Origin of the sequence: Aquitalea pelogenes (assembly GCF_041914625.1) — a bacterium.
GTDB lineage: Bacteria > Pseudomonadota > Gammaproteobacteria > Burkholderiales > Chromobacteriaceae > Aquitalea > Aquitalea pelogenes.
The window spans coordinates 108386-130777 of sequence record NZ_JAYSDA010000006.1; the positions used below are offsets into that span (position 1 = coordinate 108386).

Genomic DNA, 22392 nt, shown 5'->3' on the forward strand with positions numbered 1-22392 from the left:
GGTACAGCAAATGCCGTGCCAGCTTTGTGCAAGGCAACATGAAAAGCCGGCGCAGCCGTCTGATCACAAGCTGCACAGTTTTTGACGTCCGCTTGCCTGCGGCTTAGCATGACCCATTGCCCCACGGGAACCGCGTGCATGGAAAACCGCAAACTCGCTGTACTGATTGACGCCGACAATGCCCAGGCCAGCCTCACCGCCGAACTGCTGGCCGAAGTGGCCAAATACGGCACGGCCATTGTCAAGCGCGCCTATGGCGACTGGACCACCACCCAGCTCAAGAGCTGGAAAGAGGTGCTCCACAAACACGCCATTCACCCCATTCAGCAGTTTGCCTACACCAGCGGCAAGAACTCCACCGACTCGGCCCTCATCATCGACGCCATGGATTTGCTGTACACCGGCAACTTCGATGGCTTCTGCCTGGTGTCATCCGACAGCGACTTCACCCGGCTGGCGACCCGCCTGCGCGAAGGCGGGCTCACTGTCATCGGCATCGGCGAAAAATCCAAGACACCGCGCCCCTTCATCGCCGCCTGCGACAAGTTCGTGTTTACCGAAATCCTGCGCCCGGAAAAAACACCGGAGGTGGCAGTCAGCAGCGACAAGCCCAAGACACGCAGCACGCGCCAAAGCAAGAGCAAACCCGCAGCACCCAGGGACATCCACCCGCTGCAAGCCATGTTCACCTCTGCCATCGACGCGGTGGCACGGGAAAGCGGCTGGGCAGAATTATCAGCAGTTGGGTCTTACATCGCCAAGAACGACCCTTCGTTCGACCCGCGCAATTACGGCCATTCGCGCCTGTCGCAAATGGTGAAAAAACTGGATTTCCTCACCGTGCAGGAGCAGCGCAACGGCTCCAAGCTGCACAGTGAAATCCGGCTCAAGGAAATCGACAGCAGCGAGACGGCCAACAACACGGCGGCAAAGCCGGACAGCCCAGAGTCAGCCAGCACCGGCAAGCCGGCCAGCGTGCGTAAAAAACGCAGCCCGCGCAAGAAAACCGATACCCCGGCCGAACAAGGCTGAAACAGACTATCGGCCGTGGCACTGCCCTGCCCGGCCACCAAGCAAGCAAGAGGAGAAACCATGCAAATTCGTGATGCCAAGCTGGAAGATCTGGCCGTCATCCTGGATATCTACAACGAGGTGATTGCCACCTCCACCGCCATCTACAATGACGACCCGCTCAATCCCGGCGAGTTTGCCGTCTGGTTCCAGGACCGTCTGGCCGCAGGCTATCCGGTCCTGGTAGCCGAAGAAAACGGCGAAATCCTGGGCTTTTCCAGTTTTGGCGATTTCCGCCCGCGCCCCGGTTTCCGCTTTACCGTGGAGCACAGCGTGCATCTGGCCCCGGCCGCCCGTGGCAAGGGCATTGGCAGCGCTCTGGTCAGCGCCCTGTTCCCGCGCGCGCAGACGCTGGGCAAGCACACCATGCTGGGCGCGGTGGATGCCGCCAATGAAGGCTCGATCCGCTTTCACGAGAAACTGGGCTTCATCAAGGTGGGTGTACTGCCGCAGGTGGGCTTCAAGTTTGGCCGCTGGCTGGACCTGGTCTACATGCAGAAATTCATCGACGGCCAGAGCGAAGGCCCGGCCTGATCAACAAGCTGGCTGCCTGGCAGGCAGCTTTCCCGTCTACTCCCTTTCTCCCGCCCTTGCCCTGTAAGGGAGGCGGGAATAAAGAAAAACGCCGCAGTTTCCTGCGGCGTTTTCTGTTCTGCTACTGCGCTGTTGAAACAGCGTCCGTTCTTGAAGTTCTCTATTCTCTGCCTCTGCACGACTTAGCGCACGACTGCAACAATATCCTTACTGAACACCTTTTCGCAATACTTGCATTTCATTTTCACGTCCTTGGATTGTGCGCGTACCGAGAAAAAGCTCTTCACCGGTTCGGCATGCGAGATGCAATTGGAGTTGGGGCAGGCAAAAATGCCTTCGATGCTTTCCGGCAATTCCAGCTTGTGCTTCTTCACCACTTCGAAGTTGTCGATCACGTTCACCGTGGCCTTGGGGGCAAACAGGGCCAGTTCGTTGGCCTGCTCTTCGGTCAGCGCCACGTTTTCCACCTTGATGATGTCCTTGGCACCCATGTGGCGCGAGGACAGGTTCAGGCCAACGGTAATGCGCTCGCCGGTTTCGGCCAGCTTGAACAGACGCAGGATGTTGACGCCCTGCCCGGCCGGGATGTGGTCGATGACGGTGCCTTGTTTCAGGGCTTCGACGGTACGGGTGTATTGCATGATGTTTCCTTCCCTGATTTAGACGGTTTCGTTCAGTACCAGCGACAGCAGCGCCTGACGGGCATACACACCGTTCTTGGCCTGCTCGAAGTAATAGGCATGCGGGGTGGCATCCACATCCACGGTGATTTCATCCACACGCGGCAGCGGGTGCATCACCTTCATATTGGTACGCGCGGTCTTCAGCATGTCGGCACGCAGCACGAACTGGCCCTGGATTTTCTTGAACTCGGCTTCGTCAAAGCGCTCGCGCTGCACGCGGGTCATGTACATGATGTCCACCAGCGGAATCACATCGTCCAGGCTGTCCACCAGGGTGTATTCAATGCCCTTTTCGTCCAGCTCTTCGCAGATGTAGTCCGGCATGGCCAGCTGTTCCGGCGCAACAAAGTAGAAGCGCGCGCCAAACAGCGACAGTGCCTGGGTCAGCGAATGCACGGTGCGGCCGTATTTCAGGTCGCCGACAAAGGCGATGGTGAGGTTTTCCAGCGTGCCCTGGGTTTCACGGATGGTGAACAGGTCCAGCAGGGTTTGCGTGGGGTGCTGGTTGGAGCCGTCGCCACCGTTGATCACCGGTACGCTGGAGAACTCGCTGGCCAGTCGCGCCGCGCCTTCCTTGGGGTGGCGCATCACCACGGCATCGGCATAGGAGCTGATGATCTTGATGGAGTCGGCCAGGGTTTCACCCTTCTTGGCGCTGGTATTGCCACCGTCGGCAAAGCCGATGATATCGCCACCCAGGCGCTGTACCGCGGTTTCGAAGGACAGCCGGGTACGGGTGGACGGCTCGAAGAAACAGCTGCCCACCAGCTTGCCTTGCAGCAGGTCGTTGCGCGGATTGCGTTTGAGCTTGCCCGCCGTTTCAACCACGAGTTCAAGCTCCTCGCGTGAGAAATCCGGGATGGAAATGATGTGTTTCCGATAGAGCGGGTTTGCCATGATAGGGGTCCTTGGTTCTGCGAATTCTGCGAATGTTGTTTTGCCCATAAAAAAAAAGCCCCTGAGCAATCAGGAGCTTTTTTTCTGGAATAGCCGGGGTTCGGGAACAGTCAGGCCTTGCAGCAACGCTTTTGCGCCACCGTCGCGGGTGGTGGTGAGGCGGGTGACAACAACTGCAAATGGCGACAAGACGGCTCCTCCGAACAAACCCCGCGATTCTAATCCCAAACCTTGCGCTTGATAAGAGCGGTGTCGCATTTTGCCAATTCCATGACCCCAGGCATGTTAATCGGCCAATTCAGCGCTCAAACAAAACGCCACCCCGGAAGGTGGCGTTGTCATCATCGGCCGGCAATCAGCAACTAGAGCTTGAAGTGGCTGACCAGGCTTTCCAGGTTGGCGGACAGCTCGCGCAATTGCGTCACCGAATCGGACACCTGCTGCACCACATCGGCATTGCTTTGTGCCATGGCGCTGATGCGTTCCACGTTCTGGGCAATTTCCTGGCTGGCCGAGGATTGCTCACGGGTGGAAGCGGCAATGTCCACAATGCTGGCCACCAGAACCTGGCTGCGACCCAGCACGGTATTCATCGCCGCATTGGCTTCGGCGGCAATCTCCACGCTCTGGCTGACCTGATCGCGGCTGTTTTTCACATCTGCCACTGCGTCGCGCGTTTCGCTGCTGATGGCATTGACGATGCGGGAGATCTGCACCGTGGCTTCGGCAGTACGGCCCGCCAGGTTACGCACCTCGTCGGCCACCACGGCAAAGCCGCGGCCCATTTCGCCAGCACGTGCGGCTTCAATGGCTGCGTTCAGCGCCAACAGATTGGTCTGGTCTGCGATGTCCTTGATCACCCGTACGATGGTGCTGACTTCTTCGGAGCGTTCGCCCAGCCCGTTCATGCGTTCGGCCAGCGCTTGCATGCTGCTTGTCATGCGCTCGATCTCGCCGGTGATGCGGGTGACCGTAGCCACGCTTTGCGTGGTCAGCTCGCCGGTTTCACGCGCGGTGTGCTCGGCTTCTTCGGCGGTATCGGCAATATGGTGCACGCTCACGGTAACCTGCTCGACCCCGGCCGCGGTGGCACTGGCGGCATCGGTCTGGCTGGCGGACGCCTGCTGCACCTGGCTGGCGGATTCGGCCAGGCTGGCAGCAGCAACGCTGACTTCGTGGCTTTGCTGGCGCACTTCGATGAACATCTCGCGCAGGCTGTCGATGAAGCGGTTGAAGGCATCGGCAGTACGTCCGATTTCATCGCGGTTGGCAATCTGCATGCGCACGGTCAGGTCGCCACGGCCGGAGGCCAGCTGGTCCATGGTGTCGGCCAGTTTGTTGAGCGGCCGGGTCAGGGTGCGGACCACGGCGGTCAATACCAGCAGGATCACCACCAGCGCCACCACGCCAATCAGGATGGCCGTCAGCGATTGCCTTTTCGCATCGGCAGTAATGGCTGCCGTGGGGATGGAAACACCCAGCGTCCAGAACTGGCCGGTATCGCCTACTTTGACTGGCTGGAAGAAATGGGTGAAGCCGCCATGCTCAAAAATAAAGGACTCGCCCTTCTTGATCTGATCCAGATGGCTGGCCAGCGCATCTTCCTTGGGCACGGGCTTACCCAGGAGATCGGGCTTGTCGGACACCACGTACAGCCCGCCTTCGGACACCATGCGCACATAGCCGGTTTCAAACGGGTGGATGGCGCCAAAGCGCTTTTGCAGCTGGTCCAGTGCCACGTCGGTGGCCGATACGCCGAGCATCTTGCCGGCGGCATCCTTCATCACCACGGCCAGCGAGCTTTCCAGCACCATCTTGCCCTGTACTTCATAAGGGTAAGGCTCGGTAATGGTGTCGCGGCCACGCTGTTTGGGCACGAAGTAGAAATCACCCCAGCCCGATTTTTCGTAGTCCGGCTGATAGGTTTCCGGGTGGTCCTTGAACTTGGGAAATTCCTTTACCCGGTCGGCGGACATCATCACGTCCATCTGCGCCTTGCCCTGGGCATTCTTGGTGATGTAAGGCTGATAGCGCCCGGTGGGGTCATGGCGCGGCCAGTCCAGGCGGAAGGCATTATCGTTGCCATCAAAGGCATTCGGTTCCCACAACATCCACAGGCCAACCGAGTGCGGGGCACCATCCAGCAATTGCTGGATCATGTTGTCAGCCAGCTTGCGGTCTGGCGCGGCCACCCGCTTGATCCCCAGAATGCTGTCGGCCAGATGATGTGGCAGGGTGAAGCCCTGATTGAAATCGCCTTCGGCATCCTTGGCGTAACTGCTGGCCTGCTCGGAAGCCAGCTTGTAGCCCACATCAACGGCTGCCGAATAACTTTGCCATGCAATCAGGCCTATCATCACCGCAAAACCCACCGCGATGGCTGCCGCAGCCACCACGATGATGCGTGTACTCAGATGACCCCACTTTTCCGTCGCCATACTCGTTTCCCCGAATCCAGTTGTGATGGTTGCGCTGGCTGTTTAGCTGCATGTTTTTAGTCGCATACCCTCTAGCATAATGGGGTAAAACCATCTTTGCTGCCGTAATTTGTGATCATAAACCTATAAATCACATCGGCATAGCACGGCCCTGCCTTATTAATGACAAATTGATTTACATATTGATAACAAAGAATTAGGGCGCGGTTCTGGCTTCCAGTTCGGTCAGCCAGTGCATGGCCTGGCTGTTGCTTTCTCCGCACATTTCAGCAGATGGCTGGAGGCCGGCGCAAACGGCGGGCCGCTCCGGATGACCGAACAGCAGGCACAGATTGTCCGCGCTCAACTGGATGCAACGTACGCCGGCAGGCTTGCCCGAAGGCATGCCCGGAATGGGAGAGGAAATGGATGGCGCGATGCAGCAGGCACCGCAATGGAGACGGCATTGCATGGAAACAGGGGGTACAGGGGCAGGAAAACGGGCCACCATACCACAAAGCAGATGCAAGCCAACTGTCAATCGGACACAGATAATTTACAATAACGGAAAACATCTTTCCGCGATTTACGGAACACCAAGCAACAGCCTCCCGCTGCCAACAAGTTTAGAGCACACGAAATGATCAAGTGCATCGACGTGTCCGACCTCAAGGTTGGCATGTACATTCACGACCTGAACTGCGACTGGATGTCTCACCCGTTTCTGCTGAAACGTTTTCTGGTCAAGGATGAAGCCGCAATCCGCAAGATTGCCGATGCGGGTATCCACGAAGTCTACATCGATACCGGCAAAGGGCTGGACCTGCCTCATGCCCCCACCATTTCCGAAGTCAAACACAAGCTGGAACAGGAAATCATCGACCTGGCCAGCCGCGAAGTGCCAACCGAACGCCGGGTGGATGCCGCAGCCGAATACGGCCGTGCACAGCTGATTCACAACGAAGCCAACCTGATCGTGCGCAGCATCTTGCAGGATGTGCGCCTGGGCAAGCAGGTGCAGCTGGAAATGGTGGAGCCGTCCATCGAAAAAATGACCTCCTCCATCCTGCGCAACGGCGGTGCGCTGCTGTCGCTGTGCCGCATCAAGGACAAGGACAATTACACCTTCCAGCATTCGGTCAGCGTCGGCGCCCTGATGGTGAGCTTTTGCAATGCAATGAACATGAGCCGTGAGGTGATTCACCATGCCGGCATTGGCGGCATGCTGCACGATATCGGCAAGATGAAAGTACCGGACAGCATTCTCAACAAGCCGGGCAAGCTGACCGAACAGGAATTTGCGGTAATGAAATGCCATGTGGTGGAGAGCAAGCAAATCCTGCTCTCTACCCAGGGCATCTCCGATACCGCGGTGAAAGTAGCCGCCCAGCACCACGAACGGCACGATGGCAGCGGCTACCCCGAAGGACTGAAAGGCGAGGAAATCTCCCAGCTGGGGCAGATGGCAGCCATTGTCGATGTGTACGATGCGCTGACTTCGGACCGCTGCTACCACAAGGGCATGTCGCCGACCGACGCCCTGCGCAAGATTTTCGAGTGGTCCAAGTTCCACTTCAACCCGGTGCTGGTGCAGGCCTTCATGCGCTGTATCGGCATTTATCCCATCGGCACCCTGGTGCGGCTGGAAAGCGGCAAACTTGGCGTGGTAATCGAACAGAATGACAATAATCTGGTATCGCCCAAGGTGAAGGTGTTTTTCAGCACCAAGAGCAATACCTACATCCCGCCGGAGGTGGTGGACCTGTCGCGCTGCATGGGGGCCGGCGGGGCAGACAAGATCGTCAGCCATGAATCGCCCACCAAGTGGCGCATCGACCCGCTGCGTTTTCTGTGAATGCAAAAAAGCCCTGAATCTTCAGGGCTTCAGGCTGCCAACAAGGTTATCTGGTGCAATTGCACCGGCCCCGGCAAAGCCGGGTCTTCCGACGGAGTGATGACTTCCGCAGCCTTCCCATCTGTTCCCTTTCCCCCGCCCTTTCCCGGCCAATTGAAGAAGGTGTGCCTCGCTTTCTGTTCAGAAAGCGAGAAGTGTTTGTCAATCATCAGAAGCCCGGAATCATATTCAACCCTGACGCACCACCATCGCGTGCTCGGGGCTGGGGAAACCGGCCTCGGCCAGCGCTTCGCGAATTACCCGGTTGCTGTCGAAATACACCTGCCAGTAGTCGGCAGGCTGGCAATAGGGACGCACAGCCAGTACCGGGCCCAGGTTGGTGAATTCAAGCAGGGCAACCGTGGGCGCAGGCTCGGCCAGCACATTGGGAATGGCGGCAATCTTTTCCCGCAGCAGGCTGATGGCCTGGCCATGATCGGCACTGCCGGCCAGCTGGGCTTTCAGATCCACCCGGCGATAGTGGTTGGCGCTGAAATTCTGGATATTGTCGGAAAAAATCTTGTTGTTGCCGATCAGGGTCATCACATTGTCGGGGGTGTCGATGATGGTGGAAAACAGCCCCACCTCACGCACCGTGCCGCTGATACCGGCCACACTCACCACATCGCCCACCTTGAAGGGACGCAACACCACCAGGAAGATGCCGGCGGCAAAATTGGCCAGCAAGCCACTCCAGGCGAGGCCAATTGCCACGCCGGCAGCGCCGATGATGGCGGCAAAGCTGGCCGTCTGTACGCCAAAGAAGCCCAGCATGGCAATCACCAAGACCACGGTCAGGCTGACGGACAGGAAGGAATGCGCGTAACGGCGCAAGGTGGGGTCCAGTTTGCGCGCCACCAGCTGTTCATCCATCAGGCGGCCTGCCAGGCCGATGAACCAGCGGCCCACCACCCACAGCACGATGGCCGAAACGATATTGATGCCGGCTTGTACCGCCAGATCACCCCAGTGAGTCCAGTTGATGTCTGTCATGGCTATCCTATTTAAGCTGTTGGTAGAAAACACTTAAAAATAGAATGAGCGCCGACAAAATGCCAGCCAGCACGGTCTGGCCGTGAGAATGGCTTATGGCAACAGGCTGCGCAGTTGCTGGCAGGTATCGCCAATACCTGCCTGTATGGTCAGGTCGAACACCCGGTCCATGCGGGTGGGCGTGTAGTTGATCAGTGCCGTCATCACCCCGGCATGGGCGGCTTCCAGCGGGATATGGTTGACCGGGGAAACTTCCAGTGACGAACCCAGCACCAGCAGCAGATCCGCCGACACGGCCACGTCAAAAGCATGCTCGATCAGCGGTACCGGCTCGCCATACAGCACCACGTCCGGCTTGAGCACGTCCATGCAGTAAGTACACAGCGGCAGCACATGGTGATTGATGTATTCCAGCCCTTGCTGTCGCCCGCAGGACGGGCAGCTGGCCATGCGCAAGGTGCCGTGCAACTCGGAAACATGACGGCTGCCCGCCACGCCGTGCAGGCCGTCGATATTCTGCGTCAGTATCGACACCTGCTTGCCGGTTTCTTCCAGCCAGGCCAGAAACCGGTGTCCGGCATTGGGCTGGTAATTGCCCAGCAGCTTGGTGTGGAACAACTGCTTGAAGCTATGCCAGAAGGCTTCGGGGTCGGCACGGAAGTAATCGATGGACACCAGCTCCTCCAGCTGCATGCCCTGCTGCCACAAGCCCTTGGCCGAGCGGAAGTCCGGAATGCCCGATTCGGTGCTCATGCCGGCACCACTCAGTACCACGATATGCCCAGCCTGCCGGATGGCACTGGCCAGTTGCATGATGTCCTGCTGCATTTACTGTCTCCTGCACCTGCTTTTTATTGTTGCCAAGCTTAGTCGTGCATTGCTGTCACAGGCAAAAATCCAATGCAGCAAGCTTGCCCGACATCAAGCCGCTGGGGCATCTGCCGCCGGTGCCGGGTACTTGATGGCGTTCTTTTGCAATTTGTCACGCACGGCAGCATTGATATCCAGCTTCAGCACGCTGGCCAGCCGCACCAGATACAGCAGCACATCGGCCACCTCTTCCTGCAAATGGGTGAAGCGGGCCGGGTCGTCTGCCAGTCGTGCCACTTCCTCGTCGGTCAGCCACTGGAAGATTTCCGCCAGCTCACCCACCTCCCCGGTCAGGGCCAGCATCAGGTTGCGCGGGGTGTGAAAGCGCTGCCAGTCGCGTTCGTCGGCAAAACGCTGCAAGGCGGCTTCCAGTGCGGCGGTTTCTATCAGAGGCGGTTGTGCCATACGCTTGCTCCTGCAATGACGGTTTCACGTGAAACCGCACTGCCATATCAAAACAAAACGCCCGCAGCAAATTGCGGGCGTACCTGGGTTTGCTACCGTGGGTTCAGCGCAGCAGGCCTTCGTCCTTCAGCGCAGCCTGTACCGCTGGTAGTGCATGAACCCGGTTCATGAAGGCGCTGATGGCCGGGAAGTCTTCCAGCGAACGATGCACCATGTGCGCCCAGTTCAGGCAGGTAAACAGGTAGGCATCCGCCACGCTGAAGTCATCGCCCAGCAGATAAGGCGTTTTTGCCAGCTGGGCTTCAATCACGCCAAAGCGGCCACGCAGCTTGTCCCAGGCGGCATTCTTCACCTCATCGCTGCCCGGATAGAACAGCGGAGAGAAACTCTTGTGAATCTCGGTGGCGGTGTAGTTCAGCCATTCTTGCAGACGGTAGCGCGCCAGTGTGCCATTGGCCGGAGCCAGTTTGCGTTCCGGCACCAGATCGGCAAGGTACTGCACAATGGCCACCCCTTCACTCAGCACCGTGCCGTCTTCCAGCTGCAAGGCCGGTACATAGCCCTTGGCATTGATACTGGCAAACTCGACACCGCTGGCGGTCAGGTGCGGGTTAACGCGCAGATTCACCTTTTCCACCGAAAACGGCAGACCGCTGGCATGCAGCACGATATGTGGCGACAGGGAGCAGGCTCCCGGCGAGTAGTAGAGTTTCATCCCATCTCCTGATCAACAGAACGCGCAACAAGGTGCCATTACGGTAGCGGCACCGCCATCTACTGCAATTGGGGCAGCTTCGCCTCATTTTCAAGCTGCCATGCCGTCATCACTTCTGTCGCGCCGAAAACAGCCTGGGCCGCATGTCCTTGCCGGCCGTGCTGGACGGGCGGGTTTTCATTTCGACAAACAAGGCTTCCACCTGGCTGCGCGCCCACGGCGTGCGGCGCAGGAAAACCAGGCTGGACTTGATGCTGGGCTCGTGATTGAAACAACGGATGGCGATGCGCCGCCCCAGTTCCGGCCAGCCAAAATGTTCCACCAGCGCCTGCAGTATCTTTTCCAGCGTCATGCCGTGCATCGGGTCGGCGGACTGTTTTTCACTCATGCCTATCATCCTGTTATGGACAGCAAACACGCTGCTGCCAGAGAAACCGACGCAGTGTAGCCCCGCCCGCGACAAACAGCCAGCAGACTGCTGCTTGACACGAATTTGCATGTTTCATCATTGCTAACAATTGGCTGATGGTAGGCAATATTTGGCTGACATCTGTGTCTGATACTGCAAACGTCAACAATGACCTGCACGAGGAAACGCATCATGAAACTGATCAAATCGCTGTTGATTGTCGGCCTCCTGGGCGGCGCAGCTGCCACCACCGTTCATGCCATGGGCAATGATTGTCCGATGGGCGGCAAGGACATGTCCGCACACATGTGGCAGATGGACCCGGCCAAACGTCAGGCCATGATGGAACAACATCTGCACATGCTGCATGACAGGCTGAAAATCCAGCCGGCCCAGGAAGCCAGCTGGAAAAGCTATGTCGATGCCCTGAAACCGGCCGCCATGCCTGCCATGCCGCCAGCCAAACCGGATGCCACCCTGCCCGAGCAGCTGGATGGCCGTATCAAGATGATGCAACAACACCTGGACATGATGCAGCAGCATGCCGCTGCCACCAAGGCGCTGTACCAGAAGCTGAGCCCGGAACAGCAAAAGCTGTTCGACCAGGAAGCCCGGCGCATGCATGAAGGCATGCAGCGCCGCATGCCGCATCACCGTCCGGCATCCGCCCCCATGCCGAACAACTGAAAACGCGCGGATGGAACAGACCAGCCCCGGTAGCGTGTACGGCAGCTGGTCTGCCCGCCAGCCTTGCGCATGAGGAAAGCAATATGACAACGCTAGCGCGCATGACAAGCCTGGCCTTGCTGCTGGGCTGTGCCATCAGCGGCATCCCGGTCGCGCAAGCACACCCGCGCTTTTATGAAGGCCCACCGCTGATCAACCATTGGCATGACGGCTACTGGCATCACGGCTATTACCACGGCCAACTGGGCTGGTGGTGGATAGCCGGTGGCGTGTGGTACTGGTATGACGCACCGGTCTACCCCTATCCGGCGCCCTATCCGCCTGCCGTGGTGGTGGCTGCCCCGGCGGTACCGCCAGTGCCTCCGGCACCTGCCCCGGTGCAGGAAATACCCAGCCCTCCACCAGCCCAGGTCTGGTACTACTGCAAGGCGGCCAGGCAGTACTACCCCTATGTCAGCGAATGTCCCGGTGGCTGGAAGACTGTCCCGGCGCAGCCACCCAAATAATCCAGGAAGCAAGATCATGAACAAACTGCTGTGGTTGCCATTGACGGCAATCGGGCTGACGGCATGCAGTACCGTGCCGCTTGGTCCGACAGTGGCGGTGATGCCTGCCCCCGGCAAACCCTTTGATGTGTTTGCCCAGGAAGAACAGCAATGCCGCCAGTATGCGGAGGCAAGCAGCGGCGGCAGCAGCGCCGATGCCTCCACCAGTGCCATGGCCGGCAATATGGCGCTGGGCACGGTTGTCGGCGCTGCCGCAGGTGCGCTGATGGGTGGCCATCAGGGTGCCGGTGTCGGCGCCGGCGCGGGGCTGATTGCCGGCACGGCAGCCGGTAGTGGTGAGGCACGCTACAGCGGCCACGATGCCCAGTATCGCTACAACCTGGCTTACAGCCAGTGCATGTATGCCAAGGGCAATCAGGTTCCCGGTCAGCAGCGTTACAGCTCGCCCTACTATCCGCCACCGCGTCTGCCCTGATCTGGCAGTAAAAGACAAAGGGGCTGGTCTGTCAGACCAGCCCCTTTCCCATTTCACACCGGCTCAGCACATCAGCGGCTGAACCATTTGTCGCCAAAGTTCACCAGCAGCACACCAGCCACCACCAGCGCCGCGCCCGCCAGTCGCGGCAGGTTGATGTCACGCAGCGGCATGGCCAGCCAGCCAAAGCGGTCGAACAGCAAGGACGCGCACACCTGCCCGGCAATGATCAGCGACAGCATGGCCGCCACACCCAGCCGGGGTGCCAGCAAGGTGGTGCCGAATACGAAAAACGCGCCCAGCAGGCCGCCGATGAACATCCACCACTCGCCGCGTGCCAGCTGGCTCAGGCCGCTGAATTTCTGCCCGCTGAACACAGCCAGCAAGGCCAGGCTGATGGTGCCGACCGCAAAGGAAATCATCGCCGCCAGCACCGTACTGCCGCCCAGCAACAGTTTGAGCTGATTGTTGACCGCAGCCTGCAAGGGCACCACCACACCGATGGCAAAGGCCATCAGGGCAAAAACCGGATTCATGTCTGTCCTTTGCTTGGAAACGAGCGCGGTTTCACGTGAAACCGCTGCCACATCAGCCAGATAGCTTCACCGCCTGTACCGGGCGGGCGGCCTTGGGATTACGGGTATAAGCGCAAAAGCCCGGCTTGGGGCCGACCTTGGGATGGTTACGGCAGGTATTGGGTCGCCGCTCGTAGATGGTGCACAAACGGGTTTGCTGGTCCAGATACTGGCAATCACCATTGGCACGCCGCGCCAGGGTGAAAATGCCGTGCTTGAAATTGAAATGCTGGATAACCCGCTGCTTTTCCAGCCGCTTGGCAATGTTCTTGATCGGCTCTTCCAGCTCGAATTCGTCCACCACGCCCATGCGTACCAGGTCCGGCAGGCGCACTTCCACCGGCATCGAGCAGCAACTGCCCATGCAATCGCTGCACAGGCCATTCTTGTACTTGACCCAGGTTTCCAGTCTTTCGATATCCGCCATCTTGCCTGCCTTATTGCGGACGTTGCTTGAAGAAAGTCAGCGGTGCGGTATACGGCACTTCGCTGGGGGCCGGTGCTTTCAGGATGTGCTTTTTCATCTTGCCCATCACATGCATTTCACAGGGGCGGCACTCAAACTTCAGTGTGTAGGTTTCATTGCCGGATTTCAGCGTCATCGGCTCGGCGCGCACCTGACCCATCACCCCCTTCACGCCCTTGGCCTGCTTGGGGCACAGATTGTAGGAGAAGCGCAGGCAGTGCTTGGTAATCATCAGGCTGACTTCGCCCTCTTCCTGATGCGCCTCGTAGGCGGCGTCGATCACCTCCACACCGTGCTTGCGGTAGAACTGCCAGGCCAGCTGGTTGTAGACATTGGCCAGATAGCTCAGCGTCTTTTCCGGATATTCCACCGGGGGCTCCACCGCCAGCTTGCGCGGCGGACGCACCCAGGCGCTCAGGCGGGCCTGTTCCAGCTGCTCGATGGCCTCGCGGCGCAAGGCATTGATGGCGGACGCGGGTACAAACCACGGCTGGCTCAGGTTGAGTGCCACATCATTGGCCACGAACATGGTATTGCCCAGCTTGGCCAGGTTGTCACGCAGGCCACTTTCCGCCTTGGCGGCATCCTTGGCCGGTTCCAGTGCCAGCAGCGCGCTGACGCTGGCACTACAGCCATCCTCATCGGTCACGGTCAGGCGCAGGCCGTCGGCCTGTTCGTCAAGGGTCAGCCACACGCCTACCTTGCGTTCGGCGGACTTCTTCAGCAGGGCCAGCTCCCAGGCGTGGTCGCGGTTGCGGCACAGGTCGGTTCCCGGCTTGAGCCCTTGCAGCAAAGCCGGATCATTCGGCTGGCAACGCCACAGCAGGTCGCCGCCCGGCACATGGCCGATCTGCTTCACGGTATTGAGCTGCATGCCCACCACTTCACGCTTTTTCATGAAGTTGATGCCGTCGCCATTGCTCATGGTTTCCGGGGTGGCAATCTCCAGCCAGTCCGGCCCCACCTTGTGCACCACACCCAGCGCCACACCAACGAATTTGGGCGAATCAAAGGCGCCGATGTCAATCTTGCGGCCGGTGGCAAAGTAGTCGGTGCTGCCACGGTGGAAGGTCTTGTCCGGGTCCGGTGCGAAGAAGATTTCGCTGCTGCCGCTGGAGGCGCGCGCCAGTTCCGGGCGACGTTCGATGATTTCATCCAGCAGCAGACGGTAGTGCGCGGTGATGTTCTTCACATAACTCACGTCCTTGTAGCGGCCTTCGATCTTGAGCGAACGCACACCGGCATCCAGCAGCGCTTCCAGGTTCTTGCTCTGGTTATTGTCCTTCATCGACAGCAAGTGCTTGTCGAAGGCCACTACACCACCGTCCTTGTCAGTCAGGGTGTAAGGCAGGCGACAGGCTTGCGAACAGTCGCCACGGTTGGCGCTGCGGCCAGTGTCGGCATGGCTGATGTAGCACTGGCCGGAGAAGGCCACGCACAACGCGCCGTGGATGAAGTATTCGATGGTGGCGGCATCGCCCACGCGGGCGGCAATGCGCTTGATGTCGGGAATGCTCAGTTCCCGTGCCAGCACCAGTTGTGACAGGCCGGCATCGGCCAGAAAACGTGCCTTGTCGGCATCGCGGATATCGCACTGGGTGGAGGCATGCAGCTGGATGGGGGGCAGGTCCATCTGCAGGATGCCCATGTCCTGGATGATCAGCGCATCCACCCCGGCGTCGTATAGCTGCCAGATCAGCTTGCGCGCGGCTTCCAGCTCGGCGTCATGCAGGATGGTGTTGAGCGTGGCAAAAATGCGCGCATGGTAGCGGTGGGCAAACTGCGTCAGGCTGGCAATGTCTTCCAGGCTGTTGCTGGCATTGTGCCGGGCACCGAAACCGGGGCCGCCGATATACACCGCATCCGCGCCATGCAGGATGGCTTCACGGCCGATTTCGGCAGTTTTGGCGGGGGACAGCAGCTCGATCTGGTGCGACAACAGACTCATGACGATTCCTGACTTGTAAAAAGGGCTTTCCTGCAAGCAATACCAGTGGCAGGAAGGGGCGGAATTATAACGTAATCAGTGGCTTATAGATAGCAGCAACATATTGCAAGGCGGGAGCCATGTTGAGGAAACATGCAAGGGAAATGACAGGCTGATGACATGCTGCGCAGGCTTACTAAGTGCGCTTACTTAAAGTCAAAACAGCGCTTGGCATGACATGAGAATGGACGCTAAAACTAAATACCACAATAACACCACTCACCGCGCCACGGTGCTTTCAGGGGATTCACCATGCTGGACCGACTCACCATAGGGCAAAAACTGTTTGCCCTCATCTTGTTGCTGCAACTGGTTACGCTGGGCGTCGGCAGCTTTGGCTGGCTGACCCAGCAGAATATCCTTGCCGACTTTGCCACCACCTACAACGACAGGGTGGTATGCCTGAAGCAGCTGAAACAGGCTGGTGACAGCTATGCGGTCAATATCGTCGATGCCGCCCACAAACTGCGCGCCGGCAGCATGAGCGACAGCGACTTCCTGCACGGGCTGGATGCCGCACAGGCAACCCTGAAACAGCAATGGGGCAGCTATCGGGCCACCTACCTGACCGACGAAGAAAAAAGCCTGGCTGATGCCGCAGAAGCCGCCATGCACAATGCCGACGGACAGATCCGGCAATTGCGCCAGATCGTGCAAGGCCACGACCAGACCGCACTGCAGCAATTTGTCGACAAGAGCCTCTACCCTGCCATTGACCCCATCTCCAGCCGCATCGATGCGCTGATCGACCTGCAACTGCGCGTGGCGGCGGAAAACTTTGCCAAATCCCGACAACACGCCCGCGAGTTCTCCATCCTGTCCTTGCTGCTGATGTGCGCCGGCATTGTTGCAGGCGCAGTGGTGGCCACCATCATCATCCGCCGCCTGCTGGCGGAACTGGGCGGAGAGCCGCGTGATGTGGTGGCGCTGGCCAGCCGCATTGCCCAGGGCAACCTGGCGGAAAAGCTGCAAACGGATCAAGCCAGACAGGGCAGCATCGTGACGTCCATGGCCCACATGCAGACAGAGCTGATCCGCCTGGTACGCCATATCGACGGCATCACCGGCAAGCTCACCGTGCATGCCAGCGAACTGGCCAGCGCATCCGAACAGGTGGCGGTCAGTGCCGAAGAGCAAACCCGGGCCGCCTCGTCCATGTCCGCCTCGGTGGAACAGTTGTCGGTCAGCATTTGCTCGGTCAGCGACAATTCCCAGGATGTGGCCAAGGATGCCCGCATGTCCGGTGAACTGGCAGAAGCGGGTGAACAGGTGATTGTGGAAACACTGGGCACCATCCAGTCGGTGGCCGAGCTGGCGCAACAATCGCAGCAACAGGCCGACCTGATGGGCGACCGCTCGCAAAAGATTTCCAATGTGGTGGCGATGATCCGCGATGTGGCCGACCAGACCAACCTCTTGGCGCTCAATGCCGCCATCGAAGCCGCCCGCGCCGGCGAGCAGGGCCGTGGTTTTGCCGTGGTGGCCGACGAAGTGCGCAAGCTATCGGAGCGCACCGGCCAGTCCACCACCGAAATCAGCAGCATGATCCGCGAAATGCTGGAGAGCAGCGAACTGGTGATCAACAATGTGCACGCCACGGTGGAACGCATGGAAGCCGGGCTGCGTCAGGCCGGTCAGGCAAGGGATACGGTCAGCCGCATCAACGACAATGTGAACAGCATCAAGCAGTCGGTAAGTGCCATTTCGGTGGCACTGGCCGAGCAGCAGGCAGCCGGTAGCGGCATTGCCAGCAATGTGGAGCAAGTGGCACAGATGTCGGAAGAAACCAGTACCGCGGCCAATCAGACCGCCAGTTCTGCGAGTGCCATGGAGCAAATGGCACACGAACTGCAAGCCGCCATCAGCTATTTCACCCTGCCGCAAGCCGGCCAGCCGCTGCGTCAGCAGCAGCCACCAGCCGGTGCGGTACAACTTGCCCTGTCCCGCTGAAGCTGACACCGCGGGCCGCATGCAAAAGCGGGCAGTCGCCGTCTGGCCACTGCCCGCTTTGATTGAATTGCCAGGGTTTATTTCTGGCTCAGCAATACCGCCAGTTCGTCCACCGCCTCGGCCCATTCGGCGTCGCTGGCCAGCGCCTGACGCAAAAAGTCGGCCTGCGCCGGGTTCCAGAACGCTGCCTCGGGTAATGCCTGGCCTGGCTCCAGCCAGTGGCGGGCCAGAAACACCTTGATGGCGGTGACGTCGTTATCCAGCCCAAGCTGGGCGAATAGTTGTTCCAGCTGATGCTTGCCGGTATCCATGATCTTGTTTTCCTCTTGCTCCAGTGCAGAGGTGCAGGATGGCCCCATTTCACACCGGCATGCAATGCACAAATGCAGACTGCACCCATGCAGCGCAAGGGTTGTTGCCTGCTACCGACAGATGGCAAAGCACCAACAGCACGGGCCCCATCACCCGCACCGCCTTGATATAGTGTGTTCACCCACCACTTACGCCGCCCCTCATGACCCTGCATCTTTCACTCGCCCAGGCACGACTTCTGCATCTGGCTGCCCAGGGGCTGTTACAGCCAGCACGGCGCAAAGCCACGTCTGCTGATGTGCTGGCCGCCATCCGCCGCATGGCCTTGCTGCAGATAGATACCATCAGCGTGGTGGCGCGCAGCCCCTATCTGGTGCTGTTCAGCCGGCTGGGGCAGTACGACCCTGTCTGGCTGGATGACTGCCTGGCAGCGGGCAAGCTGTTCGAATACTGGGCGCACGAAGCCTGCTTTGTGCCACGCGAGGATTACCGCCTGCTGCGCCACCGCATGCTGGACCCAACGCAAATGGGCTGGAAATACCCGCAGCGCTGGCTGGAACAACACCAGCCGGCGGTAGACGCTCTGCTGCAGACAATCCGCACCCACGGCCCGGTGCGCTCTGCCGATTTCAAACGCAGTGACGGCAAAGGAGATGGCTGGTGGGACTGGAAGCCGGAAAAACGCCATCTGGAAGTGCTGTTCACGCTGGGACAGTTGATGGTGAAGGAGCGACGCAGCTTTCAGCGCGTTTACGATGTGGCAGAACGGGTGATGCCGGACTGGGACGATGCGCGCGACCTGCCAAGCCAGGACACAGCACAGCGCGACATGGTGCGCAACAGCTGCCGGGCGCTGGGTGTGGTCAAGGCGGGCTGGGTGGCGGATTACTACCGGCTGCGTCGGGGCAAGTACGACGCTTTGCTACACCAGCTGGCGGATGAGGGCGAGCTGATTCCCGCCCGTATTGAAGGCTGGCAGCACGATGTTTTCGTCCATCACAGCCTGCAGGCCGAACTGCAACAGGCTGCGGCAGGGAAGCTCAAATCCAGCCATAGCGCCGCGCTGTCACCGTTTGACCCGGTAGTGTGGGACCGCAAGCGCGCCAGCGAATTGTTCGGCTTCGATTACCGTATTGAATGCTATACCCCGGCCGCCAAGCGCCGCTTTGGCTATTTCGTGCTGCCGCTGCTCAACCGTGGCCGGCTGGTGGGACGCATGGATGCCAAGGCCCACAGACAGCAAGGCGTGTTTGAAATCAGGAATCTGTATCTGGAACCCGGCATCAGGCCCACCGCACAGCTATGCCGCGATCTGGCCGCCATGCTGCACAAACTGGCCGCCTGGCATGGCACACCACAGCTGGTGTTGCAGCAGGGCCCGGGCGAACTGGCCGCTTATCTTGAAACAAACTAGCCCAGCAGGATTTCGCTGTACTGGATCTGCGGCGTGATATCGGTGTAATTGGCGATATCGCCCTGCAATTGCGCTGCGATCGGCATGAAAGCACCCAGAAACGATTCCACCGATTCAAACTGCAACTGGCACAGCGCGGTGAAACTGGGGGTACTGCCCGGCTCGCTGCCGCTGATGCCCTTCTCCACCCGCATGTCCAGCAAGGCCGGAGCCAGCAGCTTGCTGGCCAGCGGCATGTGCTGTTGCAGGTAGTAGTCGAAATCGAAACGGGCAGTTGCGCTATACGGATAGAGAATACTGACGTTGATCATGACCATGTCCTTGGTGGTGAGGCCATCAGCATAATCGCATCGCCGCCCGCACTCCAGCCTCAGCCCACCTGTTTGCGGTACTGGATGAAGCCCAGGTTTTCTGCCAGCCGGTCGTATAGCTGGCGCGCCGTGGCATTGCTTTCATGGGTGAGCCAGTACACCCGGCTGCAGCCGGCATCTGCCGCATAGGCATACACCTGCTCGATCAGCGCCCGTCCGGCCCCCGTGCCGCGCACATCAGGTTGTACATACAAATCCTGCAGATAACAGTAATTGCCCGGCGTCCAGCTACTGCGATGCAGTACCGTATGTACCAAACCTACCGCCTGCTCACCCTGCCAGGCCAGCCAGGCCTGCATCGGTTCGGCCGCATCGAGAAAGCGCTGCCAGGTAATGGCGGTATCCGCTTTGCTCTGGCTGCTGTGATAAAAATCCAGATAGCCCTGCCACAAGGGCAGCCAGGCAGCAAAATCGTCGGCGGCAAGCGGGCGGATGGAAACGGCTTGGGTCATGGCACTCTCCTGTGGATAAGCCATTATGCTGCACGGCTTATGGCTCCTTGAGCAGAGCCAGTGAACATAAGATGGATGGAACCACTTTGCCAAGTAGCAAGCTGCTTATCCACAGCAAGATGCAGAGCTATCATTTATCCACAGTCAGCCTTCCTTCATCAAGTCATTGAAATTCAATGCCTTTGATTCTGCACATCAGCATGTCCAGCAATCCCGACTCTTTCTTGCAATGCAGACTGAACACCAGCAGCAGGCTGCGCGCATCGCCGATGGTTGTGGATAAAACCCGGACACAAAAAACGGCAGCCGCAGCTGCCGTTTTTTCCAGACCTGTGGATAAGTCAGGTGATGAACAGGATCAGATCTTGTCGTACAGCTTGGCCCCACCCTTCACAAACTCCACCGACTTCACTTCCATGCCCTTCTGCAGCGCAGCTTCATCGCTGATGCCCTGCTGGGCGGCAAATTCGCGCACATCCTGGGTGATTTTCATGCTGCAGAAATGCGGGCCGCACATGGAACAGAAGTGCGCCACCTTGGCACTGTCCTTGGGCAGGGTTTCGTCGTGGAAGCTGCGCGCCTTGTCCGGGTCCAGGCCCAGATTGAACTGGTCTTCCCAGCGGAATTCGAAACGCGCCTTGGACAAGGCGTTATCGCGAATCTGCGCGCCGGGGTGGCCCTTGGCCAGGTCGGCGGCATGGGCGGCCAGCTTGTAGGTGATGATGCCTTCCTTGACGTCATCCTTGTTGGGCAGGCCCAGGTGTTCCTTCTGGGTGACGTAGCACAGCATGGCAGTGCCATACCAGCCGATCTGCGCCGCGCCAATGGCGGAAGTGATGTGGTCGTAACCCGGTGCGATGTCGGTGGTCAGCGGGCCCAGGGTGTAGAACGGCGCTTCGTGGCACCACTCCAGTTCCTTGTCCATGTTTTCCTTGATCAGCTGCATCGGCACATGGCCGGGGCCTTCGATCATCACCTGCACATCATGTTTCCAGGCAATCTGCGTCAGCTCGCCCAGGGTTTTCAGTTCCCCCAGTTGGGCGGCATCGTTGGCATCCCACACGCAGCCCGGACGCAGGCCGTCGCCCAGGCTAAAGGCCACGTCGTAGGCCTTCATGATTTCGCAAATCTCTTCGAAATGGGTGTACAGGAAGTTTTCCTGATGATGCGCCAGACACCACTTGGCCATGATGGAACCACCGCGCGACACGATGCCGGTCATGCGGTTGGCAGTCAGCGGCACATAGCGCAGCAGCACACCGGCGTGGATGGTGAAGTAGTCCACCCCCTGCTCGGCCTGCTCGATCAGCGTGTCCTTGAAGATTTCCCAGGTCAGGTCCTCGGCCTTGCCATTCACCTTTTCCAGCGCCTGGTAGATGGGCACGGTGCCGATGGGAACCGGCGAGTTGCGCAGAATCCACTCGCGGGTTTCGTGGATGTTCTTGCCGGTGGACAAATCCATGATGGTGTCGGCACCCCAGCGGATGCCCCAGGTCATCTTGTCCACTTCTTCGGAAATCGACGACGTTACCGCACTATTGCCGATATTGCCGTTGATTTTCACCAGGAAGTTACGGCCAATGATCATCGGCTCGGATTCCGGGTGGTTGATGTTGCACGGAATGATGGCGCGGCCGGCAGCCACTTCCTGACGCACGAATTCCGGGGTGATTTCCTCCGGCAGCGCAGCGCCATAGCTGTGACCGGCGTGCTGACGGGTCATCAGTTCCAGCAGCTTGGCGTTCTTGCCACCCGCCGCTTGCAGGCTCTCGATATAGGCCTTGCGGTTCAGGCTTTCGCGGATGGCGACATATTCCATCTCCGGGGTGATGATGCCCTGACGCGCATAGTGCATCTGGCTGACATTCTTGCCCGGCAAAGCGCGGCGCGGCTTGCGGGTCAGGTTGAAGCGCAGGTCGTCCAGCTTGCTGTCGGCCTCGCGGGCACGACCATATTCACTGGACAGGCCGGCCAGCTGCTCGGTGTCGGCTCGTTCGGCAATCCAGGCAGCGCGCAAGGCAGGCAGGCCACTCTGGATGTCGATGTTGGCGGCCGGGTCGGAATAGATACCGCTGGTGTCATACACATAGATGGGCGGGTTTTGCTCGCCGCCAAACTGGGTGGGAGTGTCGCTCTGGCTGATTTCGCGCATCGGCACGCGGATGTCGGCACGGCTGCCTTGCACGTAAATCTTGCGGGAATTGGGCAACGGCTGGATGGCGGCAGTATCTACCGTCATCGCTTCGTTGAGTTTGGTGGGCGCGTTCATCGGGTTTCCTCCATGCGATGAAACGGCGCAAGGAGCGAAA

24 protein-coding genes are annotated in these 22392 nt (G+C 59.4%); 8 read left to right on the top strand and 16 right to left on the bottom strand.

Annotation, left to right across the window (positions count from 1 at the left end; genetic code table 11):
- Positions 1–138 precede the first annotated feature (138 nt).
- Both ACE3SE_RS07025 and ACE3SE_RS07030 read left to right on the top strand, forming a co-directional pair.
- The gene (locus ACE3SE_RS07025) at positions 139–1032 is read left to right on the top strand and encodes an NYN domain-containing protein (protein ID WP_374554352.1); all 894 of its coding nucleotides are present in this window, start codon (positions 139–141) and stop codon (positions 1030–1032) included.
- Positions 1033–1092: 60 nt separating this feature from the next.
- Positions 1093–1605 (top strand): GNAT family N-acetyltransferase, encoded by a 513-nt coding sequence (locus ACE3SE_RS07030; protein ID WP_374554353.1) that lies wholly within the window; start codon positions 1093–1095, stop codon positions 1603–1605.
- A 182-nt stretch (positions 1606–1787) separates the two neighbouring features.
- Here the strand turns inward: ACE3SE_RS07030 and pyrI are convergent, their stop codons facing one another.
- The 4 genes from pyrI to ACE3SE_RS07050 form a co-directional block, all read right to left on the bottom strand.
- Positions 1788–2246 (bottom strand): aspartate carbamoyltransferase regulatory subunit, encoded by a 459-nt coding sequence (gene pyrI / locus ACE3SE_RS07035; protein WP_045845950.1) that lies wholly within the window; start codon positions 2244–2246, stop codon positions 1788–1790.
- An 18-nt stretch (positions 2247–2264) separates the two neighbouring features.
- Entirely contained in the window at positions 2265–3185 is a 921-nt protein-coding gene (gene pyrB / locus ACE3SE_RS07040; protein ID WP_045845949.1) for an aspartate carbamoyltransferase, read from the bottom strand.
- Positions 3186–3547: 362 nt separating this feature from the next.
- Positions 3548–5623, bottom strand: coding sequence for a methyl-accepting chemotaxis protein (locus ACE3SE_RS07045; protein ID WP_374554354.1), 2076 nt, complete (start codon positions 5621–5623; stop codon positions 3548–3550).
- Between the two features lie 196 nt (positions 5624–5819).
- Complete coding sequence (locus ACE3SE_RS07050; RefSeq protein WP_131356848.1) at positions 5820–6074, bottom strand: YkgJ family cysteine cluster protein; 255 nt, start codon at positions 6072–6074, stop codon at positions 5820–5822.
- 168 nt (positions 6075–6242) lie between these two features.
- Here ACE3SE_RS07050 and ACE3SE_RS07055 point away from each other — a divergent pair, with 168 nt between their 5' ends.
- Complete coding sequence (locus ACE3SE_RS07055; RefSeq protein WP_374554355.1) at positions 6243–7457, top strand: HD-GYP domain-containing protein; 1215 nt, start codon at positions 6243–6245, stop codon at positions 7455–7457.
- A gap of 228 nt (positions 7458–7685) precedes the next feature.
- Here the strand turns inward: ACE3SE_RS07055 and ACE3SE_RS07060 are convergent, their stop codons facing one another.
- From ACE3SE_RS07060 to ACE3SE_RS07080, 5 genes are all read right to left on the bottom strand, one after another.
- Positions 7686–8489 carry a mechanosensitive ion channel family protein gene (locus tag ACE3SE_RS07060; protein ID WP_374554356.1) on the bottom strand — a complete coding sequence of 268 codons (804 nt, stop codon included), beginning with the start codon at positions 8487–8489 and terminating at the stop codon, positions 7686–7688.
- 93 nt (positions 8490–8582) lie between these two features.
- Positions 8583–9317: an NAD-dependent protein deacylase gene (locus ACE3SE_RS07065; protein ID WP_374554357.1), complete on the bottom strand. Its 735-nt coding sequence runs from the start codon at positions 9315–9317 to the stop codon at positions 8583–8585.
- 93 nt (positions 9318–9410) lie between these two features.
- The gene (locus ACE3SE_RS07070; protein WP_045845943.1) at positions 9411–9764 is read right to left on the bottom strand and encodes a nucleotide pyrophosphohydrolase; all 354 of its coding nucleotides are present in this window, start codon (positions 9762–9764) and stop codon (positions 9411–9413) included.
- Positions 9765–9867: 103 nt separating this feature from the next.
- Complete coding sequence (gstA, locus tag ACE3SE_RS07075; RefSeq protein ID WP_131356833.1) at positions 9868–10479, bottom strand: glutathione transferase GstA; 612 nt, start codon at positions 10477–10479, stop codon at positions 9868–9870.
- A 109-nt stretch (positions 10480–10588) separates the two neighbouring features.
- Entirely contained in the window at positions 10589–10867 is a 279-nt protein-coding gene (locus ACE3SE_RS07080; RefSeq protein WP_131356831.1) for a VF530 family protein, read from the bottom strand.
- 213 nt (positions 10868–11080) lie between these two features.
- On the opposite strand from ACE3SE_RS07080, the gene ACE3SE_RS07085 reads away from it, so the two are divergent.
- The 3 genes from ACE3SE_RS07085 to ACE3SE_RS07095 all read left to right on the top strand — a co-directional run bounded on the left by ACE3SE_RS07085 (position 11081) and on the right by ACE3SE_RS07095 (position 12556).
- A complete protein-coding gene (locus ACE3SE_RS07085) occupies positions 11081–11575 on the top strand; it encodes a Spy/CpxP family protein refolding chaperone (RefSeq protein WP_165494123.1) in 495 nt (164 codons plus the stop codon).
- A gap of 83 nt (positions 11576–11658) precedes the next feature.
- Positions 11659–12081: a hypothetical protein gene (locus ACE3SE_RS07090; RefSeq protein ID WP_156156908.1), complete on the top strand. Its 423-nt coding sequence runs from the start codon at positions 11659–11661 to the stop codon at positions 12079–12081.
- Positions 12082–12097: 16 nt separating this feature from the next.
- On the top strand, positions 12098–12556 hold the full coding sequence (locus tag ACE3SE_RS07095; protein WP_374554358.1) for a glycine zipper family protein: 459 nt from the start codon (positions 12098–12100) through the stop codon (positions 12554–12556).
- A 71-nt stretch (positions 12557–12627) separates the two neighbouring features.
- Here ACE3SE_RS07095 and ACE3SE_RS07100 read toward each other — a convergent pair whose 3' ends face one another.
- The 3 genes from ACE3SE_RS07100 to ACE3SE_RS07110 are packed head-to-tail and all read right to left on the bottom strand — an operon-like array spanning position 12628 to position 15545.
- Complete coding sequence (locus ACE3SE_RS07100; protein WP_062788961.1) at positions 12628–13092, bottom strand: DMT family transporter; 465 nt, start codon at positions 13090–13092, stop codon at positions 12628–12630.
- A 52-nt stretch (positions 13093–13144) separates the two neighbouring features.
- Positions 13145–13558 carry a YkgJ family cysteine cluster protein gene (locus ACE3SE_RS07105; protein WP_045845938.1) on the bottom strand — a complete coding sequence of 138 codons (414 nt, stop codon included), beginning with the start codon at positions 13556–13558 and terminating at the stop codon, positions 13145–13147.
- A 10-nt stretch (positions 13559–13568) separates the two neighbouring features.
- On the bottom strand, positions 13569–15545 hold the full coding sequence (locus ACE3SE_RS07110; RefSeq protein ID WP_374554359.1) for a peptidase U32 family protein: 1977 nt from the start codon (positions 15543–15545) through the stop codon (positions 13569–13571).
- Between the two features lie 291 nt (positions 15546–15836).
- Between ACE3SE_RS07110 and ACE3SE_RS07115 the strand changes: the two genes are divergently transcribed.
- Positions 15837–17534, top strand: a complete 1698-nt coding sequence (locus ACE3SE_RS07115) for a methyl-accepting chemotaxis protein (protein ID WP_374554360.1) — start codon at positions 15837–15839, stop codon at positions 17532–17534.
- Between the two features lie 77 nt (positions 17535–17611).
- Here the strand turns inward: ACE3SE_RS07115 and ACE3SE_RS07120 are convergent, their stop codons facing one another.
- Positions 17612–17845, bottom strand: coding sequence for a DUF2789 domain-containing protein (locus ACE3SE_RS07120; protein WP_045846003.1), 234 nt, complete (start codon positions 17843–17845; stop codon positions 17612–17614).
- A 203-nt stretch (positions 17846–18048) separates the two neighbouring features.
- Here ACE3SE_RS07120 and ACE3SE_RS07125 point away from each other — a divergent pair, with 203 nt between their 5' ends.
- Entirely contained in the window at positions 18049–19260 is a 1212-nt protein-coding gene (locus tag ACE3SE_RS07125; protein WP_374554361.1) for a winged helix-turn-helix domain-containing protein, read from the top strand.
- Here the strand turns inward: ACE3SE_RS07125 and ACE3SE_RS07130 are convergent.
- From ACE3SE_RS07130 to thiC, 3 genes are all read right to left on the bottom strand, one after another.
- Positions 19257–19571, bottom strand: coding sequence for an EthD family reductase (locus ACE3SE_RS07130; RefSeq protein WP_374554362.1), 315 nt, complete (start codon positions 19569–19571; stop codon positions 19257–19259). The two genes, ACE3SE_RS07125 and ACE3SE_RS07130, sit on opposite strands and share 4 nt — an antisense overlap.
- Before the next feature lie 59 nt (positions 19572–19630).
- A complete protein-coding gene (locus ACE3SE_RS07135; RefSeq protein WP_045845933.1) occupies positions 19631–20083 on the bottom strand; it encodes a GNAT family N-acetyltransferase in 453 nt (150 codons plus the stop codon).
- 358 nt (positions 20084–20441) lie between these two features.
- The gene (gene thiC / locus ACE3SE_RS07140; protein ID WP_374554363.1) at positions 20442–22352 is read right to left on the bottom strand and encodes a phosphomethylpyrimidine synthase ThiC; all 1911 of its coding nucleotides are present in this window, start codon (positions 22350–22352) and stop codon (positions 20442–20444) included.
- Between the last annotated feature and the right edge of the window lie 40 nt (positions 22353–22392).